This is a genomic window from Desulfacinum hydrothermale DSM 13146 (genome assembly GCF_900176285.1).
Taxonomy (GTDB): Bacteria; Desulfobacterota; Syntrophobacteria; order Syntrophobacterales; family DSM-9756; genus Desulfacinum; species Desulfacinum hydrothermale.
This window is the reverse complement of the sequence record NZ_FWXF01000002.1, coordinates 145,042-161,909: the sequence shown is the minus strand read 5'-3', so window position 1 is coordinate 161,909 and position 16,868 is coordinate 145,042. Positions and strand designations below refer to the sequence as shown.

General features: G+C 59.7%; 14 protein-coding genes. 2 read left to right on the top strand and 12 right to left on the bottom strand.

Annotation, left to right across the window (positions count from 1 at the left end):
• Positions 1–9 precede the first annotated feature (9 nt).
• From B9A12_RS03160 to B9A12_RS03105, 12 genes are all read right to left on the bottom strand, one after another.
• Positions 10–618 carry a MotE family protein gene (locus tag B9A12_RS03160; RefSeq protein WP_084056206.1) on the bottom strand — a complete coding sequence of 203 codons (609 nt, stop codon included), beginning with the start codon at positions 616–618 and terminating at the stop codon, positions 10–12.
• Positions 619–655: 37 nt separating this feature from the next.
• Positions 656–1,120, bottom strand: a complete 465-nt coding sequence (fliJ, locus tag B9A12_RS03155; RefSeq protein ID WP_084056204.1) for a flagellar export protein FliJ — start codon at positions 1,118–1,120, stop codon at positions 656–658.
• Positions 1,121–1,131: 11 nt separating this feature from the next.
• On the bottom strand, positions 1,132–2,436 hold the full coding sequence (locus B9A12_RS03150) for a FliI/YscN family ATPase (protein ID WP_139796475.1): 1,305 nt from the start codon (positions 2,434–2,436) through the stop codon (positions 1,132–1,134).
• Positions 2,437–2,440: 4 nt separating this feature from the next.
• Positions 2,441–3,175, bottom strand: coding sequence for a FliH/SctL family protein (locus B9A12_RS03145; protein ID WP_170920305.1), 735 nt, complete (start codon positions 3,173–3,175; stop codon positions 2,441–2,443).
• A complete protein-coding gene (gene fliG, locus B9A12_RS03140) occupies positions 3,162–4,163 on the bottom strand; it encodes a flagellar motor switch protein FliG (RefSeq protein ID WP_084056198.1) in 1,002 nt (333 codons plus the stop codon). The genes B9A12_RS03145 and fliG overlap by 14 nt, the downstream gene beginning before the upstream one ends.
• 3 nt (positions 4,164–4,166) lie before the next feature.
• Positions 4,167–5,756 (bottom strand): flagellar basal-body MS-ring/collar protein FliF, encoded by a 1,590-nt coding sequence (gene fliF / locus B9A12_RS03135; protein ID WP_084056196.1) that lies wholly within the window; start codon positions 5,754–5,756, stop codon positions 4,167–4,169.
• 381 nt (positions 5,757–6,137) lie between these two features.
• A complete protein-coding gene (gene fliE / locus B9A12_RS03130; RefSeq protein ID WP_139796464.1) occupies positions 6,138–6,437 on the bottom strand; it encodes a flagellar hook-basal body complex protein FliE in 300 nt (99 codons plus the stop codon).
• Between the two features lie 153 nt (positions 6,438–6,590).
• Positions 6,591–7,028 (bottom strand): flagellar basal body rod protein FlgC, encoded by a 438-nt coding sequence (gene flgC, locus B9A12_RS03125; RefSeq protein ID WP_084056192.1) that lies wholly within the window; start codon positions 7,026–7,028, stop codon positions 6,591–6,593.
• Complete coding sequence (gene flgB, locus B9A12_RS03120) at positions 7,028–7,414, bottom strand: flagellar basal body rod protein FlgB (RefSeq protein ID WP_084056190.1); 387 nt, start codon at positions 7,412–7,414, stop codon at positions 7,028–7,030. Before flgB ends, flgC begins: the two co-directional genes overlap by 1 nt.
• 177 nt (positions 7,415–7,591) lie before the next feature.
• Positions 7,592–8,926 carry a sigma-54-dependent transcriptional regulator gene (locus tag B9A12_RS03115; RefSeq protein WP_084056189.1) on the bottom strand — a complete coding sequence of 445 codons (1,335 nt, stop codon included), beginning with the start codon at positions 8,924–8,926 and terminating at the stop codon, positions 7,592–7,594.
• Between the two features lie 43 nt (positions 8,927–8,969).
• Positions 8,970–11,417 carry a tetratricopeptide repeat protein gene (locus tag B9A12_RS03110; protein WP_139796463.1) on the bottom strand — a complete coding sequence of 816 codons (2,448 nt, stop codon included), beginning with the start codon at positions 11,415–11,417 and terminating at the stop codon, positions 8,970–8,972.
• A 402-nt stretch (positions 11,418–11,819) separates the two neighbouring features.
• Positions 11,820–13,214, bottom strand: coding sequence for a sigma-54-dependent transcriptional regulator (locus tag B9A12_RS03105; protein ID WP_084056185.1), 1,395 nt, complete (start codon positions 13,212–13,214; stop codon positions 11,820–11,822).
• 515 nt (positions 13,215–13,729) lie between these two features.
• Between B9A12_RS03105 and hisS the strand changes: the two genes are divergently transcribed.
• Together hisS and aspS are read left to right on the top strand one after the other, a co-directional pair.
• Positions 13,730–15,001, top strand: coding sequence for a histidine--tRNA ligase (gene hisS, locus B9A12_RS03100; protein WP_084056183.1), 1,272 nt, complete (start codon positions 13,730–13,732; stop codon positions 14,999–15,001).
• A gap of 37 nt (positions 15,002–15,038) precedes the next feature.
• On the top strand, positions 15,039–16,865 hold the full coding sequence (gene aspS, locus B9A12_RS03095; protein WP_245802332.1) for an aspartate--tRNA ligase: 1,827 nt from the start codon (positions 15,039–15,041) through the stop codon (positions 16,863–16,865).
• The last annotated feature ends 3 nt before the right edge of the window (positions 16,866–16,868 follow it).

The window sequence follows — 16,868 nt, the reverse complement described above, 5'->3', positions numbered from 1 at the left end:
GCGGGAAGCCTATCGGGAACTGAGGGCCTTGGAAATGGTGGCGGCCTTTTTCACGTCCATGCTGGCCAGGATCTTCGCCGCCTGGTCGGCTTTCATGAGGGCGATGATCTTCACCACCAGGTCGTTTTCCATGTTTTGCATGAGCTGTCCGGCCTGCTTGGGCTTCATGTTGCCGTATATCCTGGCCAACGAGCGGATTTGAGCGCTCCTGGCCTGTTCCTTCTCTTCGCGGTAAGCCCGGATTTCTTCCTGGGCCTTTTGGATCTTTTCTTGAAGTGCGATGAGCTCCTTCAGGCGCCCTTCGATCTCCTTTTCCATCTGCCGTAGGTAGGCCTCCCGCTCAGCCAGCTCCTGCTCCCTTTTGGCGAGCATCTCCTTTTGTTCCTTGATGTGGGCCACCATTTCCGGAGTCAAGATGGTTTCGTCCAGGGGGGCGGGGCTGGGGGAACTTTCCGGGCCCGGTTCGGGAGCCGGCGGGGTCGGGGGCGGTTCCGATCTGTCCTGGGCATGGACTTCCCGGGGTTCCATGACCTTGGCGGGCTGGGGGAACTTGCCCCAAAAGTCCAGGGCACTGATCCCCACTTTGAGCAGCGCCAGCACCAGGATCCCTGTCAGCACCAGAGAAAGACTCTTTTTCCGCGAGCGGCCGTTCTTTTCAGTCGGTGGCGTCTCCCGGCGTCGGGGCGCTTCGCTGGAAGTTCGCCCGGGCCGACTCGTCCAAGAATTTTTGCTCCTTTTTCTTTGTGTCGTTTCGGAAGCGCTCATGGTCGATTTCTTCCAGCCTCTCCAGTTTCTTGGCTTCGCGTTCCTTTTCCACCAGTGCCTCCCGCCGGACGGCGGCTTGGCGCTCTGCCCCTTTCAGTTGCCCCTTTAAGTTAAGCAATTGCTGTTCCAAACCCCCGAGGTGTTCCTGCATGGACAAGAACTCGGCCACGGAAACACCATGGCGTTGTCTTGCCGCCAGATGGGTCCGGAGGTCTCGAATCCTTTGCTCCACGGCGGTTATCCGGTCCTGGAGATCCTGGACTTGCGCCAGCGCCTGGGCCAGCTCGATCTGTGCCTGGCGCACCAGATGTTTTCGGTGTTCAAGGAGCTTTTGGAAACGAAATTGGAAGGCCATGGGACTTCAGCTCAGAGGAACAGGGCCCGCAGGGCCTGGTGGGATTCTTCTATGGTGGAACGGTCTTCGACGTTCTGCTTCAGGTAATCGTTGAGCTTATCGATCATTTGAATGGCGTAATCGGTGGGCCCATGGCTTCCCCGCACATAGGCGCCGATGTTGATCATATCTTCCGCCGCCTTGTATTGGGCCAGGACCTCGATGAACCGAGAAGCCAAATCTTTGACTTGCGGATCCAGGAGGCGGTCCGTCAAACGACTGACACTCTTGAGCGGATTGATGGCGGGATAGTGGCGCCGATGGGCCAGGTCCCGATCGAGCACGATATGGCCGTCCAGGATGGAACGAACGGTGTCCGCGATGGGATCGTCCAGGTCGTCTCCTTCCACGAGAACGGTGTAGATGCCCGTGATGGAGGCCTGGGGGAAGCTGCCGCTTCGCTCCAGGAGCTGGGGCAGGGCGCCGAAGACGCTGGGGGGATAGCCTTTCGTGGTGGGCGGCTCCCCGGCGGCCAAGCCGATTTCCCGCATGGCCATGGCAAATCGGGTGACGGAATCCATCATGAAGAGAACGTCCTGACCCTGGTCTCGAAAGTATTCCGCCACGGCGCACGCCACGTAGGCGGCCCGAACGCGCAGCGACGCCGGCTGGTCGGAGGTGGCCACCACCACCACGGAACGCTTTCTCCCTTCGGGGCCCAATTCCGATTCCAGAAACTCATTGACTTCACGTCCACGCTCCCCGATGAGGGCGATCACATTGACTGGGGCAGTGGTGTAGCGCGCCATCATGCCCAGCAAAGTGCTCTTGCCCACGCCGGAGCCTGCGAAGATGCCCATCCGTTGGCCTTTTCCCAGGGGAAGAAGCCCGTTGATGGCGCGGATGCCCACATCCAGCTGCTGCGATATGATGGGCCTGTCCATGGGATTGGGCACGGGGGAACGCAACGGGTAGGCCGCTTCGGCCGCTACGGGGCCGAGGCCGTCCACCGGTTCGCCCATGCCGTTGAGGACGCGCCCCAGGAGTTGGGGGCCCACGGGGCAGGAGGCGGAATGGGGGTGGATTTCCACCCGATTTCCGGGCGCCAGCCCCTGGACGGGGGACAGGGGGACCAGCTTGAGGTTCTTGCCTTGAAATCCCACCACTTCGGCAAAGACGGGCGCCGCGTTCCCCTCCGGGTGGATCTTGCAAATGGTGCCCAGGGTCGCTTCCAGTCCCACGGCTTCGATGAGATTGCCCACCAGGAGATGGACCTTCCCGTACCGTTTCCACTTGCCGGCGGTTGCGATGGCGTGCTCGATGCCTTCCAACTGCAGATAATCACGATCCATGGGAAGACTCGGTTTCGGAGGAGTGGGCCAGTCGGGCTTCCAGATCCCGCCAGCGGGTCTCCAGGGTCGCGTCGATTTCCTGGATAGCACTGATCAAGCGGCATCCGCCCCTTTCCATGTCCGGATCCGTTCGGATCTGCAGAACGCCTCCCGCCTCTTGTTGACCCGCCTGCCAACCGGCCAGGACCCCGTGCGTTTCCAGGAGCTTCTTGTCCTTGGGGTGCAGGATCAGGGTGATCTCGTGGGATCGGTCCATGGACTCCAGGCACTCATCCACCAGGTCGGCCAGAAGGGAAGGGTCCATGCGAACTTCCCGGCCCACGATGATCTTGGCCAGGGAGAGACTGGTGCGGATGAGCCATTGTCGGTAGTCCTGCTGAATCTGTGACGGCAGTATCTCCATGTTCTGGAGCAGCGCTTCCATCTGTTCTTGCACCACGCGCAGGCTCTTGGCTCCGAACTCAAAGCCGTCCTTCTGGCCCTGTTCGTAGCCTTTCTGGTAGGCATCCCGCTCGATTTCCTGGGCCCTGCGTTCGGCTTCCAGGAGCTGGCGGCGGACGGTTTCCTCCAGTTCCTCCAGCGGGTCCACTTCCGGGGGAGAGGCCTCATGGCCTTGCGGTTCATGGGTCTCTTCGGCCGCATGTCCTTCCTCACCGATTTCCCGGAAGGTAAACCGGCCCAACGCCTGGGGCTCTCCCCCTTTGATGACCTTAGACCAGGGCATCGCCGCCGTCTCCTCTGGCCAGCATGAGTCGGCCTTCCTTTTCCAACTTGCGGGCCACATTGAGGACATTGCGCTGGGCCGCTTCCACGTCGCTCAGCCGCGCGGGGCCCATGACCTCCATGTCTTCCATGAGCATCTGGGCGGCACGCTGGGATAGATTCTTGAGGATCTTCTCCTTGACTTCTTCCGATGCGGTCTTGAGGGCCAGTGTGAGGTCTTCGTTGGTGATCTCCTTCAAAAGTTCGCGGATGCCCTGGTCGTTGACGTTGACCAGGTCGTCGAAGACGAACATGAGGTTGCGCACATTGTCGGCCAATTCCGCATCGTGATCTTCCAGGGCCTGCAGAATGCTGTCGCTGGTGCGGCGGTCGCATCGGTTGAGCAGTTCCGCCACCGCCTGGACCCCTCCCACGACCTGGTAGCTTTGATCGGATACGGTGAGCAGTTCCTTTTCCAGGACTTCGTCCACCTCGCGAAGAAGGTCTGGAGGCACGGTTTCCAGATTGGCGATCCGGTTGGCCACTTCGAACTGCAGGTTTTCGGGCAGAAGCCCCAGGACCTCACTGGCTTTTTCGTGTTCCAAATGAACCAGGATGATGGCGATGGTCTGGGGGTGTTCGTTCTTGATGAAGTTGGCAAGCATCCTGGGGTCCACATCCTGCAAGTTTTTGAAGGGAACCTTCTGGTTCTCTTCTTCGATGGTGTGGATGACTGACTCGGCTTCGTCCGGACTGAGTACGGCCGGCAGCAGCTTTTTCAGGAACATGTTTCCAGGGATGTGGATCCCCTGATCCTCCTGCATGCGCTCGAGGAATTCGTTCAACACCTCATCGGTGGCGGCCTTTTCCACCTTTTCCATGCGGGCTATCTCCGAGCCCAGTTTCTTGATTTCTGCGGGGCTCAAATCCTTGAGGATTTGAGCGGAGGCCTGTTCACCAAGGGCCAACAGCACCACGGCAGCCTTCTGCAATCCGGACAGCTTGGACATCGCCTACGCATCCTCCTTGATCCAGGCCCGGATCACCTGGGAGGCCTGGCTCGGATTGGTCAGCACCAATTGGACGGCCTGTTCCTTCAAGCGCACTTCCTTGGGGCCTTCCAGCAGCTCTTCTTCCTCTCCCTCCGGGAGGGCGGGGTGGGGGGCTTCGGCCGAAGGCTCGCTCTGTCCGATTTGTTGGAACCGTTTCATGAAAGGCCGTACCACGAACAGGAACACGAGCAGGAGCAGCAGCAGGTTGAAAAGTATCTTTTGGTGGCGTCGCAACATGGCCAGATACTTGTTTTCCGGAGCGGGCGCTTCCTGTCCCATGGATGGATCGGCGGCGAAGGCCACGTTGGTGATGGTGACCTGGTCCCCGCGGCCGTCGTCGAAGCCCACCGCCTTTTTGACCAGGTCTTCCAGGGTCTTGAGTTCCTGCGGACTCCGTCCCACAAAAACCCGTTCCGTCTTGCCGTTGGCGGAGGTTTCCGTGCGGTAAGGCCCGTCCACCACCACGGCCACTGAGATCTTTCGGACACTTCCGGGAGAGCGCACCATCTGGCGGGTGACGCGGCTGAGTTCGTAGTTGACCGTTTCCTTCTGGCGGTTGAAGGTCTTGGACTGCCCGTTCGGCTGCTTTTCCAGAAGACGGCTTTCCAGGTTGATGGGGGCGTCCGGGTTTCCGCGGGCTGTGATCGCCTTGCCCTGGGAGGTCTCCAGGGTCTTTTGCTGGCTTCTGACCGCCGCACTATCTGGGTCATACGTCTCTTCGGCGATTTGAACCCGGCTGAAGTCCAGATCCACGGACACCTGGGTGACCACCTTGTCGGCACCCACCACCCGGGCCAGCATGTTCTGGACCTTGTGGCGAAGGTCTTCCTCCATGCGTTTCTTCACTTCCAACTGGTAGGCGCTCATCTCCAGGGGGGATTCGTTGCGGTCCTTCTTGTAATAGACCTTCCCATCGGTGCTCATGATGGTCACGTTTTCGGTGTCCAAGCCTTCCACGGCGCTGCTCACCAGGTTGGCAATGGCCTGCAGCTGGCGCTGCCCGAGCCGGGCGCCCGGGCGCAACTTGACCAAAACCGCCGCACGGGGTTTTTTCTGGTCCTCGGCGAAAAGGGATTCTTCCGGCAAGACCAGGTGGACCCGGGACTCCTGAATTTCCGTCATCTGGTTGATGGTGCGCGCCAGTTCTCCCTGAAGGGCACGCTGGTAATTGACCCTCTGGACAAATTCCGTGCTTCCCAGTCTCTGCTGGTCGAAGATTTCGAATCCCACCCCGCTTCCCCGGGGCAGTCCCTCGGCCGCCAATTCCAGCCGGGTTTCGTAGAGCCTGTCCCGGGCGACGGCCACGGCGTGCGCTCCGGTGAGTTTGTAGGGGATCTTCTTTTCCTTGAGCACGTTGACCACGGAGGCCAGGTCCGTCTCGGATAGGTCCGAATAGAGGGGGGCGTATTCCACGCGATTGAAGGTAAAAGCCAGATAGGCCAGGCTTCCCACCAGAAGAAGGACCGATCCCACGGCGAGCATCTTCTGGGGTCCGGGAAGATCGGAAAAGGAGGTCTTCAGTTTGGAAAGAAAGATACGCAGCTTGTCCATGCCTTGGGCCGCTCCTTACGCACGCATCCTCTGGGAGGCTGTCTCAAACCCTCGAAGACGTTCTTTGCACCATCTGCCCGCCTACTCCGATGGAGAGGAGATGCAATCCCTGGGTCAAGGTGTTCCCGTTGCAAAGGATGACGGGCTGCATCCTGTTGGACCCACCTTTAGGAGCTGGTCTGAGAATGGCCTTCGGCCTTTGGGGGCTTTTCCGACTCATTGCCATGCCACTGTGCCATGTGATGTTCTTTTGAGCTTTGTGGGGGCGGGTTCGGAACCCGCTCCTACTGCTGAAACGCCAGGCCGGCAGTACGGGCCCGCCCGGTGGCCCCAACCTTCTGTTCGCACAAAAAGGGTCCAACCGGGGGATCCTCAGATAGCCTAGAACTGCATCCGCATGATCTCTTGATAGGCTTCCAGGGCCTTGTCCCGGGTTTTGATGAGCAGCTTGAGACTCAATTCCGCCTCATTGAGCTTGATCATGGTTTCGTGGATGTTTTGGGGACCGCGGATCGCTCCCTCCACCATGGCCGCTTCGGCCTGATTCTGGAGTTGATTGACTTGTTGAAGGGTTTCCTTGAGCTTTGCGCCGAAGCCTCCGTCTTCCCCATCCGCAACCGTCTTCGGTTGGGCGACGGGCTCTGGAGCTGAACGCGGGAACCAGGAATCGGTGATCTTCATGGAAGCATCTCCCAGGGGTTTTTTCGAAAAATGGGTTCCGGGATCCAAGTCGGGCTGCAACCCCCCCCTGCCGGGGCAACCCGCCCAGTGGCCCGCACACACCTTTTCCGGTGAGGCCGACTGAAAGGATTATCCAACAGGCGTCGGGCCGGCTTATCGGCCGATCTCCAGGGCCTTCAAGGCCAACTGCCGGGCGGTGTTGAGGGCCGCCAGGTTGGCTTCGTAGGAACGGGTGGCGCTCATCATGTTGGCCATCTCTTCCACGGGGTTGATGTTGGGCTTCAACACATAGCCTTCCTTATTCGCATCGGGATGGCTGGGATCGTAGACCTTCGTGAAATCACGGCCGTCGGGCACGATTTCACTCACGTCCACCCGTTCCAGCTGTCCCTCCAAGGCCTCGTCGAAGACGGCCTGGAAGTCGCTTTCCACCGGGGTCGCTTCCAGGATGAGGGTGCGCCGCCTATAGGGCGTTCCCTCCGCCGTGCGGGTCGTGTTGATGTTGGCCAGGTTGGCGGACACCACATTGATCCAGACTCGGTTGGCCTTCAGTCCCGAGGCGCTGATGCGCATGGCGCTTTGAAAATCCATTAGCGTCCTCCCTCGATGGCGGCCTTGAGCAAGGCAAATTTCTTGTTGAGCATCGTCACGATGAATTGATATTCGACGCTGTTTTGGGCGAGCCGGGCCATCTCACTGTCCAGGTCCACCGGGCCCGTCTCCACCAGCTTCGGTTCCTCCATGGCCTGTTGCAGGTCCGCGGGATCCATGTGCTCGCCCCGGGTGCGAACCAGATGGAGCACGTCCTCCTCCAGGGTCTCCCGCAGGGTCTCCTGGAAGGAAAGGTGCTTGGCCACGTACCGGGGGGTGTTGATGTTGGCCAGGTTGCTGGAAATCACCTGGTGGTTCAAGGTGTTCAGGTTCAGACGGTCCTGCATCAGCTCAACCGTCCTGTCAATGGCGTTTCCGTGACCCATGCTCCACTCCTCCTGTGGAATCCATTGCACCGATGACCATGTCACCCCGGAAATAAGCAACGTCCATGCCAGCCCTTGCAGACGGCCAGACGGCCCAAGACGTGGAGGCCTGGCCCCAACTGTCACAATAGTGACGATTCCGGGGGCCCCTTTTCTGTCAGAAATGTGACTAGAGGGCTACACGGTGGGAGGGGTGGCGAGCTGTTTGTAGTCGTTGAGCTTGTTTCTCAGCGTTCGCACGCTGATGCCCAGGATCTCGGCGGCCCGGGTCCTGTTGCCTTCGGTGGTCTCCAGGGCTTTGTGGATCAGGTGCCGTTCCATCTCCCCGATGCTCATGAGGGGCAGGTCCTGGGAGGGGGTCAGGTCTTCCACGGGATCGAAATCCAGGTGTTCGGGGCGAAGGGTTTCTTCATCGTGGAGCAGAACCGCCCTTTGGACCACGTTTTCCAGTTCGCGCACGTTCCCGGGCCACGGGTAGGCTTCCATCTTGCTCAGGGCTTCCCTGGAGATCCGTCGGGTCCTGGTGCCATGGATTGCCTCGAAGCGTTTCAGAAAATAGTCCACCAGAAGGGGGAGGTCGTCCTTTCTTTCCCGCAGGGGTGGGATCTTCAGCGGGATCACATTCAGGCGATAGTACAAATCCTTTCGGAAGCGATTGTCTCGCACGGCTTCCACCACGTTGACGTTGGTGGTGGCGATGACCCGCACATCCACGGGGATGGGCAATCGCCCTCCCAGTCGGTCCACCTCTCCTTCCTGGAGAACGCGAAGGAGTTTGGCCTGCAGATGGAGGGGGATTTCAGTGACCTCGTCCAGCAGGAGGGTGCCCTTGTCCGCCAGTTCGAATTTTCCCTTTCGCAGCCGGTTGGCTCCGGTAAAGGCTCCCTTTTCGTAACCGAACAATTCACTTTCCAGGAGGTTTTCGGGAAGGGCCGCGCAGTTGACGGCCAGGAAGGGGGCGGAGGCCCGCCGGCTGCGGGTGTGGAGGTAGTGGGCGAACAGCTCCTTGCCTGTTCCGCTCTCCCCTTGAATGAAGACGGTGGCCTTGCTGGCGGCCACCTTGGCGGCCATGGCCTTGAGTCGGATCATGGCGGGGTTGCGGGTGATGATCACCTTGGCGGGCGCACTCGTTGACTCGACCGGTACGGAATCCTTGTCCCGGCCTTCCAGCCAGCCGATGGCCTTTTCCAGCCGGTCCCGCGAAATGGGCTGGACCCAGAAGTCCTGGGCCCCATGTTTCATCATCTCCACGGCATCTTCCAGCTTGGGCGATCGGGTAAAGACAATGACCGCCAAGGGGTCCTCTTGATCCTGGGCCTTTCTCAGGAAATGGACCACGGGGGCTCGGTCCCCGTCGAGGGCGGCCAGGGCTGCGGCGGGCTGGAAGCGTTGTACCAGGTCCCAGGCCTCATCGTATGAGGAGGCGGTCGCGCACGGATGGCCCAGCTCCTCCAGGATGTGCTGAAGCACCTGGGCTTCTTTCGGGTCCGGGTCGATCAAAAGAATTCTCATGGGAAATGCCACGCCCTCAAACGATTCGCCGGAAAAAAAGAATTCAGAAGAGTTCCGAATTGGCTTTCTTGATCTTCAAATAGTCCAATTGCTGTTTCGCCGCCGTTTTCCACAGCTCCTTGGGCGATGCGAGAAGCTCTGAAAAGGTCTTTTCCGCACGTTCCATCTTCCCCGTTTCCAAATAGAGCATGCCGATTTCATAGGTCAGCTGGTTTTTCAGGTCATCGGAATCCACCTGGGGGACGGCCTTTTGGAGCAGTGCCAAGGCCTTGTCCGTTTGACCCAATTTCAGGTGACATCGACTGGCCAGGATACTCAGGGACACAAAAAGATCCCCTCGATCCTGGTCCAGGGCTTTCAGGGCGGTTTGGGCCCACTTGAGTGCTTTGTCATGCCGGCCTGTCCGATACCAGGCTTCGGCGTAAAGGCTGAGAAGCGCAGGCTCCACGCTGTCGGCCTTTTCCACAATCCGCCCGATATGTTCCAGCACGCCTTGCCAGTCTTGGCGCGCGGCGCATGTTCGACCCAAAATCTCTTCCTTTTGGCGCGCGTAGGACGCATCGGTGATGGCCCGGCATGCCTGCACCGCCTTGTCCAGTTGCCCCGTCTCGAAGGCGCAGCGCGCCAGGCGCAGGCGCCAAAGGTCTTGCGGGTCCTTTTGCAAAACGGATTCGTAGAGCTCCAAGGCGTTGGGAAAGAATTTCAGTTTCTCAAAGCTTTCGGCAACCAGAGCCAGCGTCTGGATGTCAGCCGACTCGTGGAACAGGAGGGGGTCGGTCTCGTAAAGTTCGATCACGCCCCTGTAATTCTTTTGACGGTGCCGTTCTTTCGCCCAGTCCAGAACGACCTTTTGGCGAAGCTGCTGGAACTCGTCAAACGGGGTGGTCGCAGTGGACTTTTGAAGGATGGCATCGATTCGGCTGAGGCTTTCCCGGTATCGGCCTTCCTTCCATTCCCCGTAGGCCAGCTTGAATTGCACAAGATGCTGCAATGGTTCCGGAAGCGGCTGTTCCGCCATTTCCCGGTAAATCCGCTGGGCTTCATGAAACAGATCGGGGCCTTGCCCCTCCAAGTATTCCGCCTTGCGGATGCGTCCCACCAGATCCCCTTCGGAACCGGGGTAGTGGGCTTCGATGTAGGCGAACAACTTGTCCGCCATCTCCCGATTCCCTTCGTGCAAATAGGTTTCAGCGATCCGGGCGAGCACCAGGTCCCTGTTGTCGATGGACGGGGACACGTTCAGGTACTGGTAAAGCCACCGGCGGCTTTGCTGGAAATCCTTCAAGGCAAAGGCGGCCTCTCCCAGGTATCGATAGATTTCCGGAAATCGGACCTCAAAGCCCGGATCCTTTGCCCGGACCTGTTCAAAGGCAGTCCGAGCACCCTGCGGATCTCCGGCTTCCAACAGGCTGATCCCCCGCAAATACTGGAGCCTTGTGGCTTCTTGTTGGCTCAGGCGACCTTCCATGGCGTGGTCGAAAGCCGCCAGTGCCTGCACGTGGTTGCCTTCCTTTTGTGCCAGCTCCCCGAGGCGAATCCAGGCTTGGCGTGCAAGGGGGTGGGATTCGAAGGTGCCCACCAATGCCTGAAGAGCGAGCTGGGCCTTTTTCGTATTTCCCGCCTTCAGGTAACATAGTCCCAGTCGGTAGAGGGCCACAGGCTTTTGCGGGTCGTTTGGTTCCGTTTTGAGGGCACGTTGGTAAAGGGAAACGACCTGTTCCAGTTCCTGCGGGGATTGGAATCCGTTCTGTCGAAGCCTTTCAAAGGCCTCATGGGCCGCTCCGTAAAGGGATTTTGCCAGCACGGGCTTGGAAACCTTTCTGGAATGCTGGGGAGCGGACTCTTCCTTTTTGCGCCCTTGCCCTTTCGGCAAGGTGGGAGATGGGGACGGGAGCGCGGTTTCTGCGGCCAAGGCGCTGCCGGGTTCGGATGGGAGGCGGCGGGGATTTGGGCCTTGGCCCGTCTCAGACGGCGACTTTTCTTGCTTCGCGGCTTTCTCCTGACCCCGGGGTTTTGGAGTCTTCAGGGGGTTGGGCTTTCGAGAACGGGGCGAGACCTGGGGCTGGGAAAGGGGCCTGGACTTTTCAGTAAAGAAATCCAGAACCAGCCGATAGCCCCGGTTGCTTTTGGTCGTTGCGGGCAAGGTGAAGGTTCGCGCTTTCCAGACGGATTCCGCCAGTTGGACGCGGATCTTGGGGGCGTCCAGCTGGATCCTTTCCACAACGCCCTTCTTTGCCCTGGCCCACGTACCCTTAGACGGTCCCACCTGCAGATCCCGAAATGAGATGATCCAGGATCTTTGGCCCTCCTTATAGGTCTTTGCCGGCCTTTCCCCTTCACAGTCCAGCACAAGACGCGTGTAGCCAGGGTGGAGTCCCAGCCGAACGTCATGGACCAGGGTCCTGGCCTGGCTCACGGGAACCGCCAGGAAAAGGGAAAACCATACCAGTATGAGACAAGGACGCATCACCACCATCCGTTCCCCTTCCATAGGGGTCCTCATGGGCACAGGGATTCCAATGCGCCCCAGAGATTTAGCAAGGGATATACCAGGATGGAGACGGCCGGAGGGCTTGCCCCGGGAGAAAATGGGCTCGAGTCCACACAGGCGTCTTCCGAGATCGTCCGAAAAGGATTGGAATCGCCGGGGCCGGCAGAAGAGCCTTCCGGGTTGCGATCCCATGGCCGCACCGCCCCGTGGTGAACCGGGCGTAGAAGGTCACCTGCCGCAAGGCGGAAGCCCCGGGCCATGAGCGCACCGCGGCTTTCCGGCCCTATCCGTCCTGGCATGACGGGATTTCCCTTGGCGGGGATGGAGCCGATCCCCTCCAGTCAATTCATTGACAAGGCCTTGGAAAGGGGGGCGATGGGATGGGCGGGTTCCGTGGAGGGTTCAGGCGGGCACTTCCAGCTTTTTCTTCTTGAGCTTTTCAATGAGGGTGGTTCGGTTGAGGCCCAGCAGCTTGGCGGCCTGATTCTTGACCCCCCCTGTTTTTCTGAGGGCCTCGAGGATCAGCTTGTTTTCCAGATCCTCGAGGATCTGTTTCAAGTCGATTCCTTCCTCCCCGATTTCGATCCGATCGGGTGCGGGACTGGGGATGCGTTTGCGAATCCGCGGGGGCAGATCGGAGACGCCGATGGTATCCGATTCGCTCAAAATGACCATGCGCTCGATCATGTTTTCCAGTTCGCGCACGTTTCCCGGCCACTCGTAGCGTTCCAGGTAGTCCAAGGCCTCTTTGGCGATCTTTTTGGCAGGCAGGCCCTTCTTGAGGCAGTGCTGCCGTAGGAAGTAGTGAACCAAAAGGGGAATGTCTCCTTCTCTTTCCCGGAGGGGCGGCACATGGATCGGGATGACATTCAGGCGGAAGTAGAGGTCTTCTCGGAAGTTTCCCGTTTCCACCTCCTTTTCCAGATCCTTGTTGGTGGCCGCAATGATGCGCACATCCACCTCGATGGTGCGCGATCCTCCCACCCGTTCGAAGGTGCGTTCCTGGAGGAAACGCAGGAGCTTCACCTGGAGCTTGGGACTCATGTCCCCGATCTCGTCCAAAAAGACCGTACCCTGGTGCGCCAGCTCAAACCGGCCTTTCCGATCCTTCAAAGCCCCCGTGAAGGCTCCCTTTTCATGCCCGAACAGCTCGCTTTCCAGCAGTTCCTCCGGTATGGCCCCGCAATTGATGGGAACCAGAGGCCTTTCCCGCCGCTGACTGTTGTAGTGGACGGCGTTGGCGATCAGCTCCTTGCCCGTACCGCTCTCCCCGGTGATCAGCACCGTGGTGTCCGTTCGCGCCACCCTTTCGATGACCCGGTAGATGGCCTGCATGGCCGGGCTTTGGCCGATGATCTTGTCGAAGCGGTAGCGCTCTTGGAGCTGGGACTTGAGCAGAACGTTTTCGGACCTCAGGGAGATGAACTCTTTCGCCCGTTCCAAAACCAGAAGTATTTCGTCCAACTTGGCGGGCTTGGTCAGGTAGTCGAACGCACCCCGCTTCATGGCCTCCACGGCCGTTTCCACAGTGGCGTACCCGGTGAGCATGATCACGATCGTTTCGGGATGAGCCTGAGTGAAATGGGCCAAGACGTCCAGCCCGTCCATGCCCGGCATCACCAGATCGGTCAACACGATGTCGAAGGAATGATCCTTGGCTTTCTGGATGGCTTCCTTGCCGCTGGCGGCCACCTCCACCTGGTAGCCCTCCTCCTGGATCCCTTCAACCAGGACTTGTAAGGTTTCAGGGCTGTCGTCAACGACCAAAACGGTTGTGGGGGGATGGCTTGGGCTCATGGGCTGTTCTCTGGCCACCTCTGCTAATGGGTGTCTCGCATTCTTTCCTACCACCTATAGAAGGAGTTTAAGGAAATCTCAGCAATAGTCAAGACTTTGACGTAATGTGGGGATCTTTTTGCCGTCTGGAGCGTGCTTTGATCGGGCAGGCGGTGTAAGGGCGCGGGATCTTTTCCTTGACAAGGGAAGGGGCCTTTTCTACTAGAAAGCGTTTATGATTCGTGTTCCTCCATGGGATCCGGCCGCGCGGATGCTTGAGATCCTCTGGGTGGAGGATCCGGTTTCGGGTTCGGTCGAAACATGCACTCCGGCCGGGAGGCCATTCTTTGACCGGTCGGTGCGTCCCACGGCGGGTTGGTAAAGGCTGACTGCGGCTTTGCCCGGTGGAGTCCGTCTGGGGCTGATGCGGCGTGCCATGCACGCCGCTCCAATGCGGGGCTAAGGTAAAATACGAGTCCGTTCAGGACGTTTTGGGGCCTTTGGGCTTCCAACGAGGTGGAATCAAGGAAGAGTTCATGGAACGCATCCAAGCCATCAAGGGCATGAACGATATTTTGCCGGCCGAGGTTCACTGGTGGCAGACGGTGGAGACCACGGCGCGGGAGGTGTTGGAGACCTTCGGATACAAGGAAATCCGCACGCCTCTGGTGGAAAAGCTGGAACTGTTCGCCCGAAGCATCGGGGAAAGCACGGATATCGTGGAAAAGGAGATGTATTCCTTTCCCGATCGCAAGGGCCATTGGCTCACCCTCCGTCCGGAGGCCACGGCATCCGTTGTGCGCGCCTACATCCAGCACAACCTGCGGGCGGATCCGCTGCTGCAAAAATTCTATTGCATCGGGCCCATGTTCCGCCATGAAAGGCCGCAAAAGGGCCGTTACCGCCAATTCCATCAAATCGACGCCGAAGTCTTCGGCATCCAGGATCCCATGCTGGATGCGGAAGTGATGTACATGTTGTGCTGCTTTTTGGAAAAGCTCGGCGTCCAAGGCGTGGGACTCCACATCAATTCCCTGGGCTGCCGCGAGTGTCGGCCCGCCTTCCGCCAGGCTCTCACGGCCTTTTTGGGGGACCGCGCGGAGGAACTCTGCCCCGATTGCGACCGAAGACGGCATGTGAATCCCCTTCGGGTCTTCGACTGCAAGGTGGAAAGATGCCGCAAGGCCCTGGACGGTGCTCCGGAGCTCGTGGACTACCTGTGCCCGGACTGCCGGGACCACTTTCAAAAGGTCCAGGCCTGCTTGAGGGATTTGGGCACCCCTTTCCAACTGGATCCCCACATGGTTCGCGGTCTGGACTACTACATGCGCACCACTTTCGAGGTGGTCACGGACCGGCTTGGCGCCCAGAACGCCGTGGGGGGCGGAGGGCGCTATGACGGGCTTATGAAGGACCTGGGCGGGCCGGATCTTCCGGGCATCGGCTTTGCCATCGGCATGGAACGCCTCATCCTCTTGTTGCAACAAGGCCAGAGCCGAGCCGGCCGTGCTCCGGAACTCTTTGTGGCCGTCATCGGCGACCGGGCGGCTCGGGAAGGGTTTGGCCTGGTTCAGCGGTTGCGCAACAGCGGGATCCGGACCGAGTTCACCTACGGCGGGGGTAGCCTGAAAAGCCAGATGCGGCGAGCCGACAAACTGGGCGTCTCCCACGTGCTCATCCTGGGCGACGAGGAACTGGACCGGGGGAAGGCGCCCGTTCGCAACATGGCCACCAAGGAACAGGTGGAGATCCCCCTCGACGATGCGCTGGCAGCCCTTACCCGGTACGTGCGCGGGCATGACCACTAGATGCGACGACTTTCCGTATGAAACATAGGAGTTCCAGGTGAGAGAGGAAGCAAGGCAATTGGACACACCGTCGGTGGTATTGGACACCCTTGGAGACTGGAAAAAGACCCACGACTGCAACACCCTGGGCCTCGACCACGTGGGCCGTGACGTGATTGTCATGGGATGGGTCCAGAGGCGTCGGGATCACGGGGGGTTGATTTTCGTCGATTTGAGAGATCGCGAGGGCATCACACAGGTGGTTTTCGACCCGCAGGCCGATGCGCTTTCCCACGAACGGGCCCATGCGCTGCGGAGCGAGTTTGTGATCGCCGTACGCGGCACGGTGCGCCGCCGACCCGAGGGGATGACCAATCCCAAGCTGAAGACGGGCGAGATCGAGGTTCTGGTCCACGAACTGAGAATCCTGAACGTGGCCAAAACGCCGCCGTTCCACATAGAAGACGACACGGAGGCCAGCGAAAGCATCCGGCTCAAGTACCGGTATCTGGACCTGCGCCGGCCCCTCATGCAACGGAACCTGCTCTTGCGCCACCGGGCGGCTTTTCTCACTCGAAATTACTTTGCGGAACACGCCTTTGTGGAAGTGGAGACCCCGGTGCTGACCAAAAGCACCCCCGAGGGGGCCCGGGACTATCTGGTGCCCAGCCGCGTGAATCCCGGGAAGTTCTATGCCCTTCCCCAATCTCCCCAGATCTTCAAGCAGCTTCTCATGGTGGCCGGTTTCGAACGCTACATGCAGATCGTCAAGTGCTTTCGGGACGAAGATCTGCGGGCGGACCGCCAGCCGGAATTCACCCAGTTGGACCTGGAGATGAGCTTCGTCGGCGAGCAGGACGTGTTCACGCTCATCGAAGGCTGGATCGTCCGACTCTTCAGAGAACTGCTGGGGGTGGATTTGCCCACGCCGTTTCCACGCATGAGCTATGCCGAAGCCATGAGTCGCTACGGCACAGATCGGCCCGACACCCGCTTCGGTCTGGAACTGGTGGACCTGACGGAAATCGTCAAAGACTGCGACTTCCGGGTCTTCCGCCAGGCGTTGGAAAACGGGGGCCTGGTCAAATCCATTTGCCTGCCGGGTGGCAGCCGCCTTTCCAGGAAAGACTTGGATGAGCTCATCGAATACGTGCAGGGCTTCGGGGCCAAGGGAATGGCCTGGATCAAGGTGCAGCCGGAGGGGTGGCAGTCTCCCATCACCAAGTTCTTGTCCGAAGAGGTGCGCCGTGCCATGGCTGAGGCCACGGGGGCGGCCCCGGGGGATATCCTCTTTTTTGTGGCGGATCAGCCACGGGTGGTGCACGAATCCCTGGGCAATCTTCGCAACCGGCTGGCCCGCCAGATGAATCTGGTGGACAGCCACACCTTCCAATTCTGCTGGGTGACCCATTTCCCGTTGCTGGAATGGGATCCGGACGAAAAGCGCTATGTGGCCGTCCACCATCCCTTCACGGCGCCCCTGGAAGAAGACCTGCCGCTTTTGGATGAGGCGCCCGAGAAGGTGCGAAGTCGAGCCTACGATCTGGTGCTCAACGGCACGGAGATCGGCGGGGGCAGCATCCGCATCCACCGCCGGGACATCCAGAACAAGATGTTCAATGCTTTGGGCATCGGTCCCCAGGAGGCGGAAGAAAAATTCGGCTTTCTTTTGGATGCTCTCCAATATGGGGCGCCCCCCCACGGCGGCATTGCCTTCGGCTTTGACCGCCTCATGATGATCATGAGCGGGGCCTCGTCGATCCGGGACGTGATTGCCTTTCCCAAGACTCAGAAGGGCACGTGCCTCATGAGCGGGGCGCCGTCGGAAGCGGACATTCAACAGCTTCTGGAGCTATGCATCCGGGTGGAAACAGAGGGGAGGTGATCC